At 74.4% G+C, this 18,437-nt stretch carries 16 protein-coding genes; 10 read left to right on the plus strand and 6 right to left on the minus strand.

Going from position 1 to position 18,437, the window contains the following annotated elements; translation table 11 throughout:
• Positions 1 to 150 precede the first annotated feature (150 nt).
• From FRZ03_RS05805 to FRZ03_RS05830, 6 genes are all read left to right on the plus strand, one after another.
• Positions 151 to 723: a (2Fe-2S)-binding protein gene (locus FRZ03_RS05805; RefSeq protein WP_146464044.1), complete on the plus strand. Its 573-nt coding sequence runs from the start codon at positions 151 to 153 to the stop codon at positions 721 to 723.
• Positions 720 to 1,712, plus strand: a complete 993-nt coding sequence (locus tag FRZ03_RS05810; protein WP_146464045.1) for an FAD binding domain-containing protein — start codon at positions 720 to 722, stop codon at positions 1,710 to 1,712. Before FRZ03_RS05805 ends, FRZ03_RS05810 begins: the two co-directional genes overlap by 4 nt.
• Positions 1,709 to 3,856: a xanthine dehydrogenase family protein molybdopterin-binding subunit gene (locus FRZ03_RS05815; protein WP_146464046.1), complete on the plus strand. Its 2,148-nt coding sequence runs from the start codon at positions 1,709 to 1,711 to the stop codon at positions 3,854 to 3,856. The genes FRZ03_RS05810 and FRZ03_RS05815 overlap by 4 nt, the downstream gene beginning before the upstream one ends.
• The gene (locus tag FRZ03_RS05820) at positions 3,849 to 4,988 is read left to right on the plus strand and encodes an XdhC family protein (protein WP_146464047.1); all 1,140 of its coding nucleotides are present in this window, start codon (positions 3,849 to 3,851) and stop codon (positions 4,986 to 4,988) included. The genes FRZ03_RS05815 and FRZ03_RS05820 overlap by 8 nt, the downstream gene beginning before the upstream one ends.
• A gap of 68 nt (positions 4,989 to 5,056) precedes the next feature.
• A complete protein-coding gene (locus FRZ03_RS05825; protein WP_146464048.1) occupies positions 5,057 to 6,367 on the plus strand; it encodes an FAD-dependent oxidoreductase in 1,311 nt (436 codons plus the stop codon).
• 51 nt (positions 6,368 to 6,418) lie between these two features.
• Positions 6,419 to 7,375 (plus strand): hypothetical protein, encoded by a 957-nt coding sequence (locus FRZ03_RS05830; RefSeq protein WP_146464049.1) that lies wholly within the window; start codon positions 6,419 to 6,421, stop codon positions 7,373 to 7,375.
• A 6-nt stretch (positions 7,376 to 7,381) separates the two neighbouring features.
• On the opposite strand, the gene FRZ03_RS05835 is transcribed toward FRZ03_RS05830, so the two are convergent.
• From FRZ03_RS05835 to FRZ03_RS05850, 4 genes are all read right to left on the minus strand, one after another.
• Positions 7,382 to 8,953: a HAMP domain-containing sensor histidine kinase gene (locus FRZ03_RS05835; protein ID WP_261398601.1), complete on the minus strand. Its 1,572-nt coding sequence runs from the start codon at positions 8,951 to 8,953 to the stop codon at positions 7,382 to 7,384.
• A complete protein-coding gene (locus tag FRZ03_RS05840; RefSeq protein ID WP_146464050.1) occupies positions 8,950 to 9,687 on the minus strand; it encodes a response regulator transcription factor in 738 nt (245 codons plus the stop codon). Before FRZ03_RS05840 ends, FRZ03_RS05835 begins: the two co-directional genes overlap by 4 nt.
• 73 nt (positions 9,688 to 9,760) lie before the next feature.
• Positions 9,761 to 11,281 carry a streptophobe family protein gene (locus FRZ03_RS05845; protein WP_186785271.1) on the minus strand — a complete coding sequence of 507 codons (1,521 nt, stop codon included), beginning with the start codon at positions 11,279 to 11,281 and terminating at the stop codon, positions 9,761 to 9,763.
• A gap of 60 nt (positions 11,282 to 11,341) precedes the next feature.
• Complete coding sequence (locus FRZ03_RS05850; RefSeq protein ID WP_146464051.1) at positions 11,342 to 13,570, minus strand: MMPL family transporter; 2,229 nt, start codon at positions 13,568 to 13,570, stop codon at positions 11,342 to 11,344.
• Positions 13,571 to 13,851: 281 nt separating this feature from the next.
• On the opposite strand from FRZ03_RS05850, the gene rpmG reads away from it, so the two are divergent.
• The 3 genes from rpmG to FRZ03_RS05865 all read left to right on the plus strand — a co-directional run bounded on the left by rpmG (position 13,852) and on the right by FRZ03_RS05865 (position 14,641).
• A complete protein-coding gene (gene rpmG, locus FRZ03_RS05855) occupies positions 13,852 to 14,016 on the plus strand; it encodes a 50S ribosomal protein L33 (protein WP_146464052.1) in 165 nt (54 codons plus the stop codon).
• A gap of 135 nt (positions 14,017 to 14,151) precedes the next feature.
• The gene (locus FRZ03_RS05860) at positions 14,152 to 14,406 is read left to right on the plus strand and encodes a DUF6400 family protein (protein ID WP_146464053.1); all 255 of its coding nucleotides are present in this window, start codon (positions 14,152 to 14,154) and stop codon (positions 14,404 to 14,406) included.
• The gene (locus FRZ03_RS05865) at positions 14,393 to 14,641 is read left to right on the plus strand and encodes a hypothetical protein (protein ID WP_146464054.1); all 249 of its coding nucleotides are present in this window, start codon (positions 14,393 to 14,395) and stop codon (positions 14,639 to 14,641) included. Before FRZ03_RS05860 ends, FRZ03_RS05865 begins: the two co-directional genes overlap by 14 nt.
• Positions 14,642 to 14,745: 104 nt before the next feature.
• On the opposite strand, the gene FRZ03_RS05870 is transcribed toward FRZ03_RS05865, so the two are convergent.
• On the minus strand, positions 14,746 to 15,561 hold the full coding sequence (locus FRZ03_RS05870; RefSeq protein WP_146464055.1) for an SGNH/GDSL hydrolase family protein: 816 nt from the start codon (positions 15,559 to 15,561) through the stop codon (positions 14,746 to 14,748).
• A 353-nt stretch (positions 15,562 to 15,914) separates the two neighbouring features.
• Between FRZ03_RS05870 and rox the strand changes: the two genes are divergently transcribed.
• Positions 15,915 to 17,342: a rifampin monooxygenase gene (rox, locus tag FRZ03_RS05875; protein WP_146464056.1), complete on the plus strand. Its 1,428-nt coding sequence runs from the start codon at positions 15,915 to 15,917 to the stop codon at positions 17,340 to 17,342.
• 139 nt (positions 17,343 to 17,481) lie between these two features.
• Here the strand turns inward: rox and FRZ03_RS05880 are convergent, their stop codons facing one another.
• A complete protein-coding gene (locus FRZ03_RS05880) occupies positions 17,482 to 18,411 on the minus strand; it encodes an SDR family oxidoreductase (RefSeq protein WP_146464057.1) in 930 nt (309 codons plus the stop codon).
• Positions 18,412 to 18,437: the final 26 nt, after the last annotated feature.

The following is an 18,437-nucleotide window of genomic DNA, read 5'->3' on the forward strand; positions in this document are numbered from 1 at the left end:
GGGTCGCCGAGTACTACCCGCACGACAGCGCCGACGAGCACCCCGCCGTCGGCCAGCTCCCCGGCGCTGTGACCGGCGGCCCGGCCGCCGGTCCGTCCGCTCCCGCACAAGCTGCCCGCCGACTGCTCCGGAAACGCGAAAGAAGCTGCCATGGCCACCTCGACGTCCAGTGTCGTCACCCTGCACATCAACGGCGAGAAGTTCACACTGCCCGTCGACCACCGCACCACCCTGCTCGACGCACTGCGTGAACGCCTCACCCTGACCGGCACCAAGAAGGGCTGTGACCAAGGCCAATGCGGCGCCTGCACCGTCCTGTTGGACGGGCGCCGGACCGTCTCCTGCCTGCAACTGGCCGTGGCGGCCGAGGGGCGGGAGATCACCACCATCGAGGGCGTCGCGGACGGCGACCGGCTGCACCCGGTGCAGCAGGCCTTCCTCGACCTCGACGGGTTCCAGTGCGGCTACTGCACACCGGGGCAGATCTGCTCCGCGATCGGGGTGCTGCGCGAGCACGCGGAGGGTCGGCCGAGCGCCGTCACCGACGACATCCGGCCCGAAGCGGGACCGCCGCCGCTGACCCCCGAGGAGATCCGTGAGCGGATGAGCGGCAACCTGTGCCGCTGCGGCGCCTACGTCGCCATCGTGGACGCCGTGGCCAAGGCGGCGGCGGACCCGCGTGCCACCGGTGCCGCGACCGTGTCCGAGGAGGATGTGGCATGAGGGAGTTCGACTACCAGCGGGCCGCCGATGTCGCCGGTGCCGTCGCCCTGCTCGGCGCCGACCCGGACAGCCGCTACCTCGGCGGCGGCACCAATCTGGTCGACCTGATGAAGGCGGGTGTCGAACGCCCCGCCCGGCTGGTCGACATCCGCGAACTGCCGCTCGACCGCGTCGAGTCGACGCCCGAGGGCGGGCTGCGCATCGGCGCCACCGTCACCAACGCGGACCTCGCCGCCCACCCCGAGGTGCGGCGCCGCTACCCGGCGCTGGCCCAGGCGCTGCTGGCCGGTGCCTCCGGACAGCTGCGCAACATGGCGACGGTCGGCGGCAATCTGCTCCAGCGCACCCGCTGCGGCTACTTCACCGATGTCACCCGGCCCTGCAACAAGCGCGTCCCCGGCAGCGGTTGCCCCGCGCTGGAGGGCGAGCACCACAACCACGCGATCCTGGGCGCCTCCGAGCGCTGTGTGGCCGTCCACCCCTCGGACATGGCCGTACCGCTCGCCGCCTTCGACGCGGTCGTACGGTTCGAAACCGCGGACGGTCCGGGCGAGTTGCCGCTCACGGAGTTCTATCCGCCCGTCGGCGACACCCCGGAGCGCGAGACCGCGCTGCCGGCCGGCGCGCTGATCACCGGCGTCGTCCTGCCGCCCGCGCCGGTCGCCGCCCGCTCCCGCTACCGCAAGGTGCGCGAGCGCGCCTCCTACGCGTTCGCCATCGGCTCCCTCGCCGCCGCGCTCGACGTCCGAGGCGGCGTCGTGCACGAGGCGCGACTGGCCCTCGGCGCGGTCGCCTCCCGGCCCTGGCGGGCCCACGCGGCCGAACGAGTGCTGACCGGGGCACCGGCGACCCCCGAGACCTACGCCGCCGCGGCGGACGCCGAACTGGCCGCGGCGCGCCCGCTGCCGCACAACGGATACAAGGTGGACCTGATGCGCAACCTGGTCGTGGCCGTGCTGACCGAACTCGCCGAGGAGGCCGCCCGATGACCACCGCCACCACTCCCAGGACCGGCACCCGCGCGCCCTCCGTCGGCACCGCCCGCACCCGCGTGGAGGGCAGGGAGAAGGTCACCGGTGCCGCCCGGTACGCGGGCGAGATCCCCTTCGCCGGCCTCGTCCACGGCTGGCTGGTCCTCTCCACGGTCGCGCACGGCCGCATCCGCGCCCTCGACACCGAGCCGGTCCTCGCCATGCCGGGCGTGCTCGCCGTCCTGGACCACCGCAACGCCCCGCGCCTGAACACCGACTTCGCCAGCCTGCTGGGCATGCGCCCCGACCCGACCTGTGCCGTCTTCCAGCACGGCCGGGTGCCGCACCGGGGCTGGCCGGTGGCGCTCGTGCTGGCCGAGACCTCCGAACAGGCCCGGGAGGCCGCGGAGTCGCTCGTGGTGCACTACGAGGAGGAGCCGCACGACACCGACTTCGGCGCGGACCGCCCCGACGCCTACCGGGCGGACGGCATCATGCCCGCGGTGACGGAGAAGGGCGACCTGGAGGCCGAACTCGCCGCCGCCGACGTGGTGGTGGACGCCGAGTACACCACCCCCGAAGAGCACCACAACCCGATGGAACCGCACGCGGCCACCGCCCACTGGGACGGCGACCGCCTGGAGGTCTTCGACTCCAACCAGGGCGCCACCTGGGTCGTCGGCGACCTCGCCAACCTCTTCTCGATCGATCCGGCCACCGTGCGCGTGCGCTCCGAACACGTCGGCGGCGGCTTCGGCAGCAAGGGCGTGCGCGCCCACCAGGTGGCCGCCGTGATGGCCGCGAGCGTGCTGCGCCGCCCGGTGCGCGTGGTCATGACGCGCCGTCAGATGTTCACGCTGATCGGCTACCGCAGCCCCACCGTCCAGCGGATCAGGCTCGGCGCCGACGCCGACGGCCGCATCCGTGCCCTGGAGCACCGCTCCCTCAGCGCCACCTCCACCGTGTTCGAGTTCGTGGAGCCCAGTTCCGGGGTGGCGCGGGTGATGTACGACGCCGACGCCCACCGCACCGAGAACCGCGTGGTGCGCCTCGACGTGCCGTCCCCGACGTTCATGCGGGCCCCCGGCGAGGCGCCGGGGTCGTTCGCGCTGGAGTCGGCGATGGACGAACTCGCCGTGGCCTGCGGCCAGGACCCGGTCGCGCTGCGGCTGCGCAACGACGCCGAGCGGGGGCCGGTCTCGGGGCTGCCGTTCGCGAGCCGCCGGCTGTCCGACTGCTTCCGGGAGGGCGCCCGCAGGTTCGGCTGGGCCGACCGCGACCCGCGCCCCGGACTGCGCCGCGACGGCCGCTGGCTGCTCGGCACCGGCACCGCGGCGGCCTCCTTCCCGGCGGGCGTGGCACCCTCCACGGCGACCGTGACCGCGCACCCGGACGGCCGCTTCACCGTGCGGATCGCCGCCGCCGACATCGGCACCGGGGCCCGTACCGCGCTCACCCTGGTCGCCGCGGACGCGCTGCACGCCGACCCGGAGCGCATCCACGTGCGCATCGGCGACAGCGACTTCGGACCCGCCATGATCGCCGGCGGCTCCATGGGCACCCGCTCGTGGTCCTGGGCCGTGCAGACCGCGGCCCAGGAGGTGCGCGAGCGGCTCGCCCTCGGCACCGACATCCCGGCCGAGGGCATCACGGTCCGTGCCAACACCGCCGAGGCCATCGGCGCGCTCACCCCGGCCGAACGGCACTCCTTCGGCGCCCAGTTCGCCGAGGTGGCCGTGGACCCCGGCACCGGCGAGGTGCGCGTGCGCCGGATGCTGGGCATCTTCGCGGCGGGCCGGATCGTCAACCCGCTCACCGCGCGCAACCAGCTGCTCGGCGGCATGATCTGGGGCATCTCCATGGCCCTGCACGAGGAGGCGGTGCGGGACCACGCCTCGGGCGGCCTCGTCGGCGCCGATCTGGCCGGCTACCACGTGCCCACCCACGCCGACGTGCCGCGCATCGAGGCCGACTGGATCGACGACCCGGACCCGAACGACCCGGTCGGCATCAAGGGCATCGGCGAGATCGGCATCGTGGGCGCCGCGGCCGCCGTCGCCAACGCCGTCTGGCACGCGACCGGCGTGCGCCACCGCACCCTGCCCATCCGGCCGGACCGTGTCCTGTCGGCGGCCGCGCGGGAGGGAGCGCCGGATGCTTGACCTGGCCGCGGAGCTGACCGGGTGGCTGGGCGAGGGCCGGGAGTTCGCCGTCGCCACCGTGGTCTCCGTCGGTGGCAGCGCCCCGCGCGATCCGGGCGCGGCCCTCGCCGTGGACCGCGCGGGCACCGTCATCGGCTCGGTCTCCGGCGGCTGTGTGGAGGGCGCGGTCTACGAGCTGTGCCAGGAGGCGCTGGAGACCGGCCGGAGCGTGGTCGAGCGGTTCGGCTACAGCGACGAGGACGCCTTCGCCGTGGGGCTGACCTGCGGCGGGGTGATCGAGGTCCTGGTCACCCCGGTGGGCGCCCAGGCGCCCGCCCGGCCGGTCCTCGCCCGCGCCCTCGCGCTCGCCGCCGAGGGCGGGCCGACGGCCCTCGCCCGGGTCGCCCGCGGCCCGGCCGACCTGCTGGGCCACGCCCTGCTGGTACGGCCCGACGGCACGCCCGAGGGCACCCTCGGCGGCCACGCCGACCTGGACCGGACCGCGGCGGCCGAGGCCCGCGCCCTGCTGGAGGCGGGGCGCACCGGCACGGTGGAGGTCTCGGCGGACGGCTCGCACTGCCCCGGCGGCCTCACCCTGCTGGTCGAGTCGGACGTGCCGCCCCCGCGCATGATCATCTTCGGTGCGGTGGACTTCGCCGCGGCGCTGGCGCGGGCCGGGAAGTTCCTCGGCCACCATGTGACCGTCTGCGACGCCCGGCCCGTCTTCGCCACCCCGGCCCGGTTCCCGGACGCCGACGAGGTGGTGGTCGACTGGCCGCACCGCTATCTGCGGCGCACCGCGACCGACGCCCGCACGGTGCTGTGCGTGCTCACCCACGACGCGAAGTTCGACGTACCGCTGCTCAAGGTGGCCCTCGGCATGCCGGTGGCCTTCATCGGCGCGATGGGCTCGCGGCGCACCCACGAGGACCGCGAGCGGCGGCTGCGCGCGGAGGGCGTGAGCGAGCGGGAACTGGCCCGGCTGCGCTCGCCGATCGGCCTCGACCTGGGTGCCCGTACGCCCGAGGAGACCGCCCTGTCGATCGCCGCGGAGATCGTCGCGGCCCGGCGGGGCGGCACCGGCGCGCCGCTGACCGGGGGGCGGGCCCCGATCCACCGGGACCGGCCGCCGACCGTCGCGGCGGGGGTGTGAGCGGGCGACCCCGAGGGTAGTTATTCATCGTTCGGTGAATTACTGCTCGGGCGAAGGGCAGGAGCGCGATGGACACACGGGACAGGACCACGTGCTGTGTGGTGGGCGGCGGCCCCGCGGGCATGGTGCTCGCGCTGCTGCTGGCCCGGTCCGGCGTGGAGGTGACGGTGCTGGAGAAACACGCCGACTTCCTGCGCGACTTCCGCGGCGACACCGTCCACCCCTCCACCCTGGCGCTGCTGGACGAGCTGGGCCTGGCCGAGCGCTTCGCCCGGCTGCCGCAGCGCCGGGTGCGCACCGTCCGGCTGCCGGTCGATCCCGGCCGCCCCGAGGTCACGGTCGCCGACCTGTCGGTGCTGCGCGGTCCCTACGACTACGTGGCGATGGTGCCCCAGTGGGACCTGCTCGACCTCCTGGCGGACGAGGCCCGCCGCGAACCCGCCTTCGAGCTGCGGATGAACACCGAGGCGACCGGCTTCTTGACCGAGGGCGGCCGGGTGACCGGCGTGCGCTACCGCACCGCCGACGGCCGCACCGGCGAGCTGCGCGCCCTGCTCACCGTGGCCTGCGACGGCCGCGGCTCGCTCGCCCGCACCCGGCCGGAGCTGGGCCTGCGCCGGTTCGCCTGCCCGATGGACGCGTGGTGGTTCCGGCTGCCGCGCCGCGCGGGCGATCCGGGCGGACTGGTCGGCGGCGCGGGCGACCGCTTCCTCACCGCGATGATCGACCGCGGCGACTACTGGCAGTGCGCCGTCCTCATCCCCAAGGGCACCGACCGCGCCCGCCGCGCCGCCGGACTCGACCGGTTCCGGGCCGAGTTCACCGCCGCCGTCCCCTGGCTCGCCGACCGCGCCGATGCCCTGCGCTCCTGGGACGAGGTCAAGCTCCTCGACGTACGCCTGGACCGGCTGCGCCGCTGGCACCGCCCCGGCCTGCTGTGCATCGGCGACGCGGCCCACGCCATGTCCCCGGTCTTCGGCATCGGCATCAACCTCGCGGTCCAGGACGCCGTGGCCACCGCCCGCCATCTCGTGGACCCACTGCGCCGCGGCACCGTGCGCCCCCGCGACCTGCGCGCGCTCCAGCGCCACCGCCGGCCCACCACGGTCGCCACCCAGGCCCTCCAGCGGGCGGCGCACGCCCGGATCATCCGCCCCGTGCTCCAGGGCCGGCCGCCCCTCGGCGACGCGGACCGGGCGCGCCGCGTCGCCCGGCTGCTCGCCGGTTCCCGCCGGCTGCGCCGGCTGCCCGCCTACTTCATCGCGTACGGCGCCCGGCGCGAGCGCCCGCCCGCCGCGGCCGTCCGCGCGGGGCGCGGCACGGACGGCCGGCACCCGGGAAACCGGCGGGCGGCGGCCGGTGAGCCGGGTGATCCATAACGATCTCGGCGAAAACCTTGTGCGATGCCCGGGCGCCCCTAGCCTCCCTGCATGGCATTTCTCTCAGGTCGCCGCCGCAGAACGCGGCTGGCTCCGGAACTTGACGACCAGGAGCTGGGCAGACTGCTCAAATCCCTGCGGGCGACCACACGGACGGGGACGATCGCCACGACCGACCTGTGCGCGGCGCAGATCACCCGCCTGCTGGACCACGAACCGGGCGAGTGGGACCGTCGCACCCACCGCATGGACGTCCTGGCCGCGTTCATGACGGATTCGCACCTGCCCGGTGCCTGGGCCGCCCGGGAGCCGCGCAACCCGGACGCGCTGGTGCTGCACGCCTGGTCACAGGTGATCCGCGCCCGCGCCGAAGGGCGCCCGGACGACGCCTCGGCGGCCGCCGACCTCTGCGTCAAGGCCGCCGGCCTCGCCCCCGAGGACCCCGCCCCCTGGGTCGTCCTGCTGGCGGTGGCCCGGCTGCAACGCTGGGCGCAGCCCCAGGCGTTCGGCGTGTGGAACGAGGTGCTCGCCCGCGACCGCTGGAACCGCGAGGCCTACCTCGCCATGCTCGGCTACCTCAGCCCCGAGGAGGGCGGCTCGCGCATCCAGGTGCTGGAGTTCGTGGACACCCTGAGCGCCCGCATGCCGGCCAACGCCCCCTGCGCGTCCGTCGAACTCACCGCCCAGGTGCTCCAGTACCACTCCGTCCTGCGCCGGGGCGGGTTCGAGGCACTGGTGGCGCGCAACCACTGGTCCCACGCCATGGCCGTACGGGCCCTCGACCGGGTGGCCCACACCTGGAACCAGCCCGGCTTCCTCCGGCATGCCAGGGCCCTGGCCGACCTCAACCTGCTGGCCTACGCGCTGATGGCCGCCGACCGCCGCCGCGAGGCCGCCGCGCTCTTCGAGACCATCGGCGGCATCGTCACGCCCTGGCCCTGGAACACCGGTGGCGATCCGCTCACCGAGTTCGACCAGGCGCAGCGCAGGGCCACGGTCGGTCTGTGACGGCGGTCAACTCCCGGACGCCGGAGGGGAGTCCTCGGGGTGCGCGTCCGCCGCGAGGGCGCGTTCCAAAAGCGGCAGCAGCACCCGGAACGTGCAGCCCTCGCCCGGCGCGGTGCGCAGCTCGATGCGCCCGCCGTGCGCCGCGACCAGGGCGTGCGCGATGGCCAGGCCGAGCCCGGAGCCGCCGCCCAAGGCACGGGTGCGGGAGTCGTCGGCGCGGTAGAACCGGTCGAAGACACGGGCGCGTTGCTCCTCGGTCAGCCCCGGGCCCCGGTCGGCGACCTCCAGCACGGCCTCGCCGTCCGCCGTGCCGACGCCGATCCGGACGGGGGTGCCGGCGGGGGTGTGCGCGACGGCGTTGCCGACGAGGTTGGTGACCACCTGGCGCAGCCGTGCCTCGTCGGCCAGGGCGGGTGCGGTGCCGGGCCGCCCGCCGCCCGGGCCGGTGAGCGTGACCGGGCGGGTGGCGTCCAGGGCCCCCAGGTCGTGCAGCGCGTCGGCGGCCAGGGTGCGCAGGTCCATCGGCGCGAGATCGAGCGGGAAGACCGGGTTGCCGGCCGGGCCGTGCACGGTGTCCTCGTCCAGCCGGGCCAGGAGCAGCATGTCCTCCACCAGCCGGGTGAGGCGTTCGGACTCCTGGGCGATCCGGGCCATGGTCTGGTCGATGTCGCCCCGTGAGGCCAGGGCGCCCATGCGGTACAGGTCGGTGTAGCCCTTGATGCCGACCAGGGGGGTGCGCAGTTCGTGACTGGCGTCGGCGAAGAACCGCCGCATCCTCGACTCGGCCTCGGCGCGGGCCTGGAAGGCCGTGTCGATCTGGGCGAGCATCTGGTTGAGGCAGGCGGTCAGCCGCCCCACCTCGGTGCGGGGATCGGCGAGTTCGGGCACCCGGTGGGCGAGGTCCCCGGCCGCGATCCGGTTGGCGGCCTCCTCGATCCGGGTCAGGGGGCGCAGCCCGGAGCGCATCGCGAACCGGCCGGCCACCGCGAGCACCGCCACCAGCACGAGCCCCGCGGTCAGCGACAGGCCCCGGGTCTTGGCGACAGTGCGGTCGACCTCGTCCAGCGAGGTGGCCACGACGACGCTGCCCGGCGTGGCGGTGGCCCCGGCCGGGATGCGCTGGTCCGGCTGGACCACGGCGAGGACCCGCCAGGCGTGGTCGCCGTCGCGCGAGGCCACCGTGAACGGACGACCGCCGTGCGCCAGTACGGCCCCGCGATCCAGCCGGGGCAGATCCGGCACCCCGCCGGACGGTGTCGCGTGGGCGTCGAAGGCCCGGCGGACGGTGCCGCGGTCGTCCACGTAGGTCACGGACGTCTCCCGCAGCAGGGACACCGCCTTCGCCACCCGGGTGGCGTCGTCGCCGGAAGGCGGGGTCAGCCGGGCGGCGATCTGCGCGGTCAGGGAGAGCCGGTCGTCCACCCGGTCCTGGAGGTAGCCGTGCAGCGAGGTGGTGACGATCACACCCGTCGCGATCAGCCCCACGGCGACCAGCGCCGTGGCCAGGCACAGCAACCGGGTGCGCAGCGAGGTGCGGTGCAGCAGCCGGCCGGGCAGGGCCAGCGGGTGCCGCCTCACGACCGGGGCTCGCGCACGACGTAGCCGATGCCCCGCACGGTGTGGATGAGCTTGGGTTCCTCGGCGTCGATCTTGCGCCGCAGATAGCTGATGTACGTGTCGACGATGCTCGGATCGCCCCCGAAGTCGTACTCCCACACGCTCTGCAGGATCTGCCCCTTGCTCATCGTCCGCCCGGCGTTCGCCATCAGGAAGTGCAGCAGCCGGAACTCGGTCGGGGACAGCCGTACGGTCCGCCCCGCGCGGGTGACGTGATGCCCCTCGGGCACGAGCTCCAGATCGCCGACGACCAGCCGGGCCGGCGCCTCGCCCCTGGTGCGGCGCAGGACCGCGTTGATCCGTGCGATCAGCTCCTCCAGGTCGAAGGGCTTGGTGACATAGTCGTCGGCGCCGAGCCGCAGTCCGTCGAGACGGTCCTGACGGGTCTCGCGCGCGGTCACGAACAGCACGGGCACGTCGCCACCCCGCCCGGGCAGGGAGCGAGGCAGGGCGCGCAATCGGCGGATGACCTCGAAACCGTCCATGTCGGGCAGCATGACGTCGAGCAGGACCAGGTCCGGCGGGCACTGGACGGCCAGGTCGAGGGCCTCCTGCCCGGTCGCCGCCGCGTCGACGTCGAAGCCCGCGTAGCACAAGGCCGTGCGCAGCAGCTCCCGGACGGTGGGCTCGTCGTCCACCACGAGCAGATGGTCCTGGCCTGTCGTGGAGCGCCCTGTGGAAGTCGGTGTCGCCATGTGCGGAGTGCTGCCTCGCAGACATCGGGGGAGGGGAGGCCGGGTGAGGGCCCCGGGAAACCGGGGCCCTCGTTCATGAGACCACACCGGCCCCGGGGGACGATTCGGACGTCATCGTGCGGCGGCGGGGACCCGGGCGGGGCGGACCCGGCACCTGGGGCCGGTGCGCGGCCCGCAGTCCGTGCAACCGGCTGCCCGCGTACGACGCGGCGGTGGCCGTCACGAATCCGGTGAGAGCGCTCATCCGCACCGCCGCGTCCAGGCCGGCCGTCACCGCGCCCATCTCGCCGCCCATCACGTTGATGCCCATCCGCAGGGAGACCCGGGCCGTCAGACAGCACAGCAGCACGGTTCCGGCCGCCGCGACGCCCGTCCGCAGCGCCAGCTCCAGATGCCGGCCGAGCAGGGCGTCCGCCTCCTCGCGCGCGGAGCGAGCCGGTGTGCGGGCCGCGATCAGATATCCCGCGAGCACCAGCAGGACCAACAGCAGCACCAGCCCGATCAGCCACAGCGGCGCACCGGCGCCGGACCAGTCGCCCACGGCGAGTGACCTGTCCTTGCCCGCACCCGCGCCCCTGGCCTCGCCGCCGAGCATCCCGAGCATCCCGGCGCCGTTGCCCTGATCGCGCCGGAAGGCGGCCTCCCAGGAGGCGCCGAGACCGGAGGTGAGCAGGACGGCGAGCAGCCCGGGCCCGGCCAGCAGCAGCGCACCGGCGGCCCGGGCCGCCTGCTCCCGGCCGGCCAGCGATGCCGCCCCGGCCAGCACCGCCAGCGCGAGGACGAGGAAGCACGCCACGGCGACCATCCCGGTCAGCGTGGAGGCCACGGGGTGCCACTTCAGGCGCATCCGGCTCAGCGCCACCGGCCGGGGCAGGCTCGTACGCCGTGCCGCCACACAGCCGATCCCCAGCACGGCGCAGACCCCCAGCACCCCGAGGAAGGCGGTGGACACGACGTCGGAGTGGAAGGCCACCGAGGAGAGCGCGCCGCCCAGGCCCTTGCCGGAGCCGCCCGTGCCCGCGCCGAGGCCCCCCAGGCCGCCCATGGCCCCGCCGGCGCCGCCCGCCTTGGCGCCGAGCCGTTCCGTCACCGAGCCGGGCAGCCGCGCCGTCCCCCGGCCGAGCAGCGCGAGGACCGGCAGCAGCACCGCGGCGGTGCTCAGCGCCCCGCCCGCGCGGGCCCACAGCAAGGCCGGGAGCGGGCGGGACCGGCGGCGCAGCGGCCGGAAGAACACCGTCGCCAGGACGGCCGTGCCCAGGAACGTCAGCATCAACGGCAGGGCCCGCACCTCCCCGTCGACGCTCAGGCCGAGACCACCACCCGAGCCGCCCAGCGCGCCGAGCAGCCCGCCCCCGGCCGCCGGTGCGGCCGAGGGAGCGGACTCCAGGCCGACTGCGCCGCCGAAAGCCATGCTCAGCACGGTGGGCACGAGCCGGGACAGCGGTGCGATCGCGCCGGCCCCCAGGGCCAGCAGACCCGCCCAGGCGGTGACGGCCATCACCGCCACCGCGGCCAGGACGGCGAGGCCTCCTTCCAGGGCATGGCACCACGGTCCACGCGGCGGGGCGGTGCCGGGCTGCGGCGAGGCGGGCATGGGCTGACTCCTCTGCGGGTGACGAGCGGGACGGTGCGAAGGGGCGGGTACGGCTGGTGGTCAGGCGCCGGGACCGAGCCGACCCGCCTCGGCGGTCTCGTCGCAGTGGACGGCCGGCTCCTCGGGCGCGGGCGCGGCGGGCACCGTGGCCGCTTGCAGCCGTTCGCCCTCCACGTCCAGGTTCGGCACGAAGCGGTCCAGCAGCCGCGGCAGCCGCCAGGCACGGTCGCCGAGCAGGGCGAGCACCGCCGGCACGATCGCCATCCGGACGACGAACGCGTCGAAGAACACCGCGATCGCGAGGCCGAATCCGATGGTCTTGAGCATCTGCTCGTCCGAACCCATGAAGGCGGCGAACACCGAGATCATGATCACCGCCGCCGCGACGACGACCCGCGCGCTGTGCCGGAACCCGTCCGCGATCGCTTCGAGCGGCGTCCTGCCGTGGACGTACGCCTCGCGCATCCGCGTCACCAGGAAGACCTCGTAGTCCATGGCCAGACCGAAGACCACACCGACCATGAAGATCGGCATCATCGACATCACCGGGCCCGGCTGGGCGACTCCGAAGAGCTGCGCCAGCCAGCCCCACTGGAACACGGCGACGACCGCGCCCAGACCTGCCAGGACCGACAGCAGGAAGCCGAGCGCCGCCTTGAGCGGGACGAGCAGGGACCGGAAGACGGCGATCAGCAGCAGGAACGCCAGGCCCACCACGAGGGCGAGATAGGGCAGCAGGGCGTCGGACAGCTTCTGGGAGACGTCGGCGTTCATGGCGGTGCTGCCGCCGACCAGGATCCGGGCGTCCGCCGTGTGCGCCAGGCCCGGGTCGCGCAGGGCGTTCAGCAGATCGGAGGTCTGCTCGCTGCCGGGCGGGCTCGCCGGTACGACGTTGAGGACCGCGGTGTCACCGGACTCGCTGAGCCGAGGCCGTCCCACCGAGGCGACGTCGTCCAAGCCGCTGACCTGGTGGGCGGTCTTCTCGGCGGCGGCCTTGGCGGGGCCCCCGGAGGCGGACCGGACGACCACGGTCAGCGGGCCGTTGAAGCCGGGTCCGAAGCCCTGGGTGACCAGGTCGTAGGCCCTGCGCTGGGTGGTCGACACCGGCTGGCTCGCGTCGCCGGGCAGCCCCATCTGGAGCGAGGCGACCGGAACGGCCACCGCGGCCAGCGCGGCGACCCCGGTCAGCAGAACGGCGACCGGTCGGCGGACGACGAAGCGCGCCCAGCGCACCCCGAGGCCGTCCCGGGCCGTACGGCCCGTGCGACGGCGCGGCGGACGCGCCGGCCCGATGCGCCGGCCCGCGATCCCGAGCAGCGCCGGGATCAGGGTGAGGGCGATCAGCACCGCGAGTACCACCGTGCCCGCCGCGGCGAAGCCCATCTGCGTGAGCAGCGGGATGTTCACCACCAGCAGTCCGACCAGCGCGATCACCACGGTCGTGCCGGCGAAGACCACGGCCGACCCGGCCGTGCCCACCGCATGTGCGGCAGCGTCCTCGCGGTCACGGCCCAGGGCGAGTTCGGCGCGGTAGCGGGAGACCACGAACAGCGCGTAGTCGATGCCCACGGCCAGGCCGATCATGGTGGCCAGGCCGGTGGTGGTGGTGCCGAGACCCAGCGGGGCGGACAGTGCCTTGATCACGCAGGCGCCGGTGCCTACGCCCAGCAGGGCCGTCAGCAGCGGCAGCCCCGCCGCCACGAGCGAACCGAAGGTGAGGACCAGGACCACCGCGGCCACCGCGAGGCCGATCGCCTCCTTGGAGTGGCCGCCGGCCGTCACCGCCGAGACGGCATTGCCCCCCGCCTCCACGGTCAGCGTGGAGGACCGGGCGTCCTCCACGGTCTTGAGCAGCGCCGACCGCGAGGAGTCCTCGAGATGCGAGGAGGAGACTTCGTAGGAGACCTGGCTGTAGGCGGTCGAGCCGTCCTTGCTCACCGAACCCGTCCGGAACGGATCGGTCGCCTGGCTCACCTGGGGATCCGCGCCCAGCGCGCGGACGGTCGCCTCCACTTCCCCCTTGACCTCAGGATCGGAGATCCTCCCGTCCTTGACCCGGAACACCACCCGGGCCGTGGCGCCGTCGGCGTGCAGCCCGGGGAAACCGTCCGCCAGCAGGTCGGAGGCGTGCTGTGCCTCCGTGCCCGGCATGGAGAAGTCGTTGGGGGGCGCCGGGGCGGCCCGGGCGGCCAGCATGCCGGCCAGCACCAGCAGGCCGGTCCACACCACCACCACGAACCAGCGTTTCCGGAAGGAGAACCGGCCCAGCTTGCAAAGGAACGAGGCCACGGGGGCGACTCCAGATCACGTCGTGCTCTTCGGGGAGCGCCGAGCCTGACAGTGCCCGCTGTCCGGTTCCGGAGAGATCCTGGGAGTTTCCGGAGAGTCCGGCCCCGATGCCGCCCGCGCCGGGCGTCCACCGCCGGGATCCCACAGAAAACTCCCAGCGGGAGAGGGCGCCGGGCGGCCCCGGCGGTGGAATATCCCGGCCGCCGGCCCGGTTGATCCCGGTGATTGGCATGCCCGGGACATGGCCCGAAGAGGGCGGAGGCCGGGCGGAAAGGTATCCCATGGCACGCAGCACCACGCGTCCCGTCGTCAAGCTGAAGTCGACCGCCGGGACCGGCGTCACCTACGTGACGCGAAAGAACCGTCTCAACGACCCCGACCGGCTCGTCCTGCGCAAGTACGACCCGGTGGCCCAAGGACACGTCCTCTTCCGTGAAGAGCGCTGACCCGGCGTTCCCGTGATCGACCGGCCCGGTTCCGCGCGGCGGCACCGGGCCGGTCGCCGTCCATGCCGCCGACCTGCTGTGAGGTCCCCCACCCAGCCTTGCCGCAGCGGAGAAGCGATCCCTAAGTTCGTACGTATGTCCACGTATGACCCCACCCCCGCCGCCCCGGTCGAGTTCTCCGTCGACCTCACCGCCCACGAGATGCTCCGCCGGGCCCATGTCATGGACGCCGTCAGCCCCGGGTGGGACCCCGTCAAGGCGCTGCGGGACGAGGACGCCGCCCGCGATCTGCTCTACTCCGGCCTGGACGAGGAGCAGCAGCGCATCTACGACGAACTGGTCGCCGCCGGTGTCCTGCCCGAGCGCGGAGACGGCCGTGCTGCCGCTTGATCCGCACGCCGACATCGGCCGCCGCGCCTGGGTGACCTGCCCCCACTGCGCGGACCACCGCGGCTGCGCCACCTGCGAGGAACGCCGCAGGTGCGGCAAGCACTGGCGCTACCTGCTGTCGAACACCGGCAGTGTGCTCCACCTCCAGTGCCCCACCTGCACCCACGTCTGGGACCACGAGACCGGCTTCGGCGCCACCCGCGGCCGTCCCGACCGCGCCTCCGGCGACCGCTGACGCCGGAGGCGCGGGCGCTCGCCGATGGAGGTGCCCCGCCCTGACGGGTTCAGGCCGAGCGGGTCCCAGGCGCTCGCCGACGGTGGTGCCCCGCCCCGGCGGGTTCAGGCCGAGCGGGTGAACAGGGGCAGATAGCCGAGGGAGTGGCCCGAGGCCGTGGGGTGGTACGACTCCGTCAGGTCCAGCAGGTCGACGCTGCGCATCCAGGGACCGGCCGAGCAGATCTCGTGGCCGCTGAACGCCTTGCGGGCGTCCGCGAAGGTGAAGCCGTGCCGGGTGGCGCGCTGGGCGATCAGGCTGTCGAGATGGTCGATGGCCGCGTTGAGCGCGGCCCGCTCGCTGTCGTCGAGCCCGCGCGCACAGGTGCCGTGCAGCTGGTAGAAATGCGGATACCCGAGCACCACGACATGGGCGGACGGCGCCTTGCTCCGGATCGCCGAGTAGAGCCGGTCCAGGTTGGCCGGGAGATTCTTGTCGACGTAGTCGCGCGCGTTGGCGATGGCCGACATGCACGTGGTGGTGCCGGGCAGGGCGCAGATCCCCATGACCTTCGCCCAGCTCGCGTCACTGCCGCCGGCGGTGACGCTGACCAGGGTGGTCCGGGCGTCGAGGGGCCCCAGCTGCTTGGCCAGCACGTCGCCCGTCCTGGCGCCGTTGCAGGCGACGAAGGCGAAGGACGAGGCGTGGGCCGAGGCCCACAGGGCGGGGTACGCCTTGCTGCTGCGCAGGCAGTCCGCGCCCGAGGCGAGATAGCTGCCGGCGCCCACCCCGGACGAGTACGAGTCACCGAGGGCCACATAGGCCACGGCCGCCCTGTTCGGCGCTCCCTGTACGGCCGGAGCGGTCGCCGGACCGGTGAGGGCGCAGGCGCCCGCGAGGAGCACGGCGGCGGCCCAGGACTGGATGCGGAACGGTCTCATGCCTCCCGTTTATCGCGGACCCGCGACCCTCCCGCCTCGTCACCCTCCGCGACCTTGACAACGCGCTGCGTCGATGCGTCCGCGGTGACCACTCGGCGGCGGAAGGCCCCCGGAACGCCGTCCACGGGCCGTGCCTCACCCGGCGTTCACCCGAAGGGATGTCACCCGTCCGGCTCAACGAAACCGGAGACGCGCACAGGAAAGGCAAGGAGTGCGTACTCCTTGCCACTCTCAACGTATAGCGGGTGGGGGGCCTTGCGGCAAGCCCCCGTACACGGCGCACAATCACCAGCCTGAACGGCGGGCCGCCGGTGGCAGCGCGGTCCGTGACCTGGGCGCATGGGGGGATTTCCTTGATCGACGTGATCATCGCGGGCGGCGGGCCGACCGGACTGATGCTCACCGCCGAGCTGCGGCTGCACGGCGTGCGCACGGTCGTGCTGGAGAAGGAGACGGAGCCGACCGGGATCGTCCGGGCGCTCGGCCTGCACGTGCGCAGCATCGAGGTGCTGGACCAGCGCGGCCTGCTGGACCGGTTCCTGGCGCTCGGCCGGCGGCATCCGCTCGGCGGCTTCTTCGCGGGCATCCGCAAGCCGGAGCCGCAGGGCCTGGACACCGCGCACGGGTACGTCCTCGGCATCCCGCAGCCCGTGACCGACCGCCTGCTGGCCGAGCGCGCCGTCGAACTGGGCGCCGAACTCCGCCGCGGCAGCGAACTGACCGGACTGAGCCAGGACGCGGACGGGGTGAGCGCCGAGCTGGCCGACGGCACCCGGCTGCGCTCGCGCTATCTCGTCGGCTGCGACGGCGGTCGCAGCACGGTGCGCAAGCTGCTCGGCATCGGGTTTCCGGGCGAGCCCTCGCGGGTCGACACCCTGCTGGGCGAGATGCGGCTGACGGCGTCCCCGGAGGAGGTGGCCGCCGTGGTCGCCGACGTCCGCACAACACAGCTGCGCTTCGGCGCCATGCCCATCGGCGAGGGCGTGTACCGCGTCGTCGTACCCGCCGACGGGGTGGCCGAGGACCGTGCGCTCCCGCCGACGCCCGAGGAGGTCCGACGGCAGCTGCGGGCCGTCGCCGGCACCGACTTCGGCATGCACGAACCGCGCCGGCTCGCCCGCTTCGGCGACGGCACCCGGCAGGCCGAGCGCTACCGGGACGGCCGGGTCCTGCTGGCCGGTGACGCGGCGCACGTCCACCCGCCGATGGGCGGGCAGGGGCTCAACCTCGGCCTCCAGGACGCCTTCAACCTCGGCTGGAAACTGGCCGCCGAGATCGCCGGCTGGGCGCCCGCGGACCTGCTGGACACCTACCACCGTGAACGGCATCCCGTCGCCGCCGACGTACTGGAGAACACCCGGGCGCAGATGGAGCTGGTCTCCCTCGAACCGGGCGCCCGGGCGGTGCGCCGACTGGTGACGGAGCTGATGGACTTCGAGGAGGTGAACCGCCACCTCACCGAGAAGATCATCGCGACCGCGATCCGCTACGACGTCGGCGAGGGCCACGACCTGCTCGGCCGACGGCTGCCCGACATGCCGCTGAAGCACGGCCGCCTCTACGAGCTGATGCGCCACGGCCGCGGCCTGCTGCTCGACGGCACCGGCCGCCTCTCGGTGACCGGCTGGGCGGACCGGATCGACCATGTCCGCGACGGCAGCGAGCGGCTGGACGTCCCCGCGGTGCTGCTGCGCCCGGACGGCCATGTGGTCTGGGCCGGAGAGGACCCGGCGGACCTGGCCCACCAGACGCGGAGGTGGTTCGGCGCGCCGCTCGACTAGAAACGTCGGAGGCCGGTGCGCCCGACCCGGCCCGGTCCCCGGTGACTGCTGCCACCGGGGACCGGGCCGACCGGATCTCGGACCCGGCCGGGAGCGGGCCCGCGGACCGCGAGGCCGCGTGCCGCGTGCCTGGCCGGGGTCAGGCGGTGCCGCCCGCCGGGGCGCGGAAGTAGTGCCCCTCCTCCAGGTCGGCGAGCAGGCCGGGCCGGGTCGGCTCCCAGTCGAGCAGCTTGCGGGTGAGGTCGTTCGACGCGGGGGCGTCCATCGCCGCGAAGCCGCTCATCCAGCCGAAGTGCGCGGCCGCGTCCTCGGCGCTCACCGAGACCGCCGGCAGACCGAGATGACGGCCGATCACCTCGGCCACCTCACGGACCGGCACGCCCTCCTCGGCGATGCCGTGGAGCACGGTGCCCGCCGGGGCCTGCTCGACCGCGAGCCGGAACAGCCGCGCCGCGTCGAGCCGGTGCACGGCCGGCCAGCGGTTGGCGCCGTCGCCCACGTACCCGGAGACGCCCTTCTCCCGCGCGATGCCGATCAGAGCGGCGACGAACCCGTGGTCCCCCTCGCCGTGGCAGGTGGGGGCGAGCCGTACCACGCTGGAGCGCACCCCCCGCTCCGCGCACGCCAGTACGGCATCCGCGGTGATCGCCCGGATCAGGACCGGCGAGTCGCCCTCGACCCTGGGCATGTCCCGCTCCGTCGACACCTGGCCCGGCTTGAGCCCGGCGACCCCGGAGGCGATGACGAAGGGGCGGTCGCTCCCGGCGAGCGCGCCGGTGAGGGTGTCGACGGCCCTGCGGTCCGCCTCGGCCGCGCCCCGGAAATCGCCGGAGAAGGCGATGTCGTGCTTGAAGGCGAGGTGGATCACCCCGTCCGAGTCGGCGGCGGCGGACGCGAGGACGTCGAGGTCGTCCAGGCCGCCGCGGACGACCTCGGCGCCCGCCGCGGTGAGAGCGGCGGCGGAGGCCTCGGAACGGGCCAGGCCGACCACCTGGTGGCCCGCGTCGAGGAGTTCCGGAACGACGGCGGAACCGATCCAGCCGGACGCACCGGTCACGAAAACGCGCATAGGAATTCCCCACATCTCTGATGTCA

It is taken from the genome of Streptomyces misionensis (assembly GCF_007896895.1).
Lineage (GTDB): Bacteria > Actinomycetota > Actinomycetes > Streptomycetales > Streptomycetaceae > Streptomyces > Streptomyces misionensis_A.

Excerpts from the sequence above, each read along its gene's own strand:
- FRZ03_RS05820 (WP_146464047.1), top strand. The coding sequence starts at position 3,849 with ATGCTTGACCTGGCCGCGGAGCTGACCGGGTGGCTGGGCGAGGGCCGG.
- FRZ03_RS05880 (WP_146464057.1), bottom strand. The coding sequence starts at position 18,411 with ATGCGCGTTTTCGTGACCGGTGCGTCCGGCTGGATCGGTTCCGCCGTC.
- FRZ03_RS05830 (WP_146464049.1), top strand. The coding sequence starts at position 6,419 with ATGGCATTTCTCTCAGGTCGCCGCCGCAGAACGCGGCTGGCTCCGGAA.
- FRZ03_RS05870 (WP_146464055.1), bottom strand. The coding sequence starts at position 15,561 with ATGAGACCGTTCCGCATCCAGTCCTGGGCCGCCGCCGTGCTCCTCGCG.
- FRZ03_RS05805 (WP_146464044.1), top strand. The coding sequence starts at position 151 with ATGGCCACCTCGACGTCCAGTGTCGTCACCCTGCACATCAACGGCGAG.
- FRZ03_RS05825 (WP_146464048.1), top strand. The coding sequence starts at position 5,057 with ATGGACACACGGGACAGGACCACGTGCTGTGTGGTGGGCGGCGGCCCC.
- FRZ03_RS05845 (WP_186785271.1), bottom strand. The coding sequence starts at position 11,281 with ATGCCCGCCTCGCCGCAGCCCGGCACCGCCCCGCCGCGTGGACCGTGG.
- FRZ03_RS05840 (WP_146464050.1), bottom strand. The coding sequence starts at position 9,687 with ATGGCGACACCGACTTCCACAGGGCGCTCCACGACAGGCCAGGACCAT.
- FRZ03_RS05860 (WP_146464053.1), top strand. The coding sequence starts at position 14,152 with ATGTCCACGTATGACCCCACCCCCGCCGCCCCGGTCGAGTTCTCCGTC.
- rpmG (WP_146464052.1), top strand. The coding sequence starts at position 13,852 with ATGGCACGCAGCACCACGCGTCCCGTCGTCAAGCTGAAGTCGACCGCC.
- FRZ03_RS05815 (WP_146464046.1), top strand. The coding sequence starts at position 1,709 with ATGACCACCGCCACCACTCCCAGGACCGGCACCCGCGCGCCCTCCGTC.
- FRZ03_RS05810 (WP_146464045.1), top strand. The coding sequence starts at position 720 with ATGAGGGAGTTCGACTACCAGCGGGCCGCCGATGTCGCCGGTGCCGTC.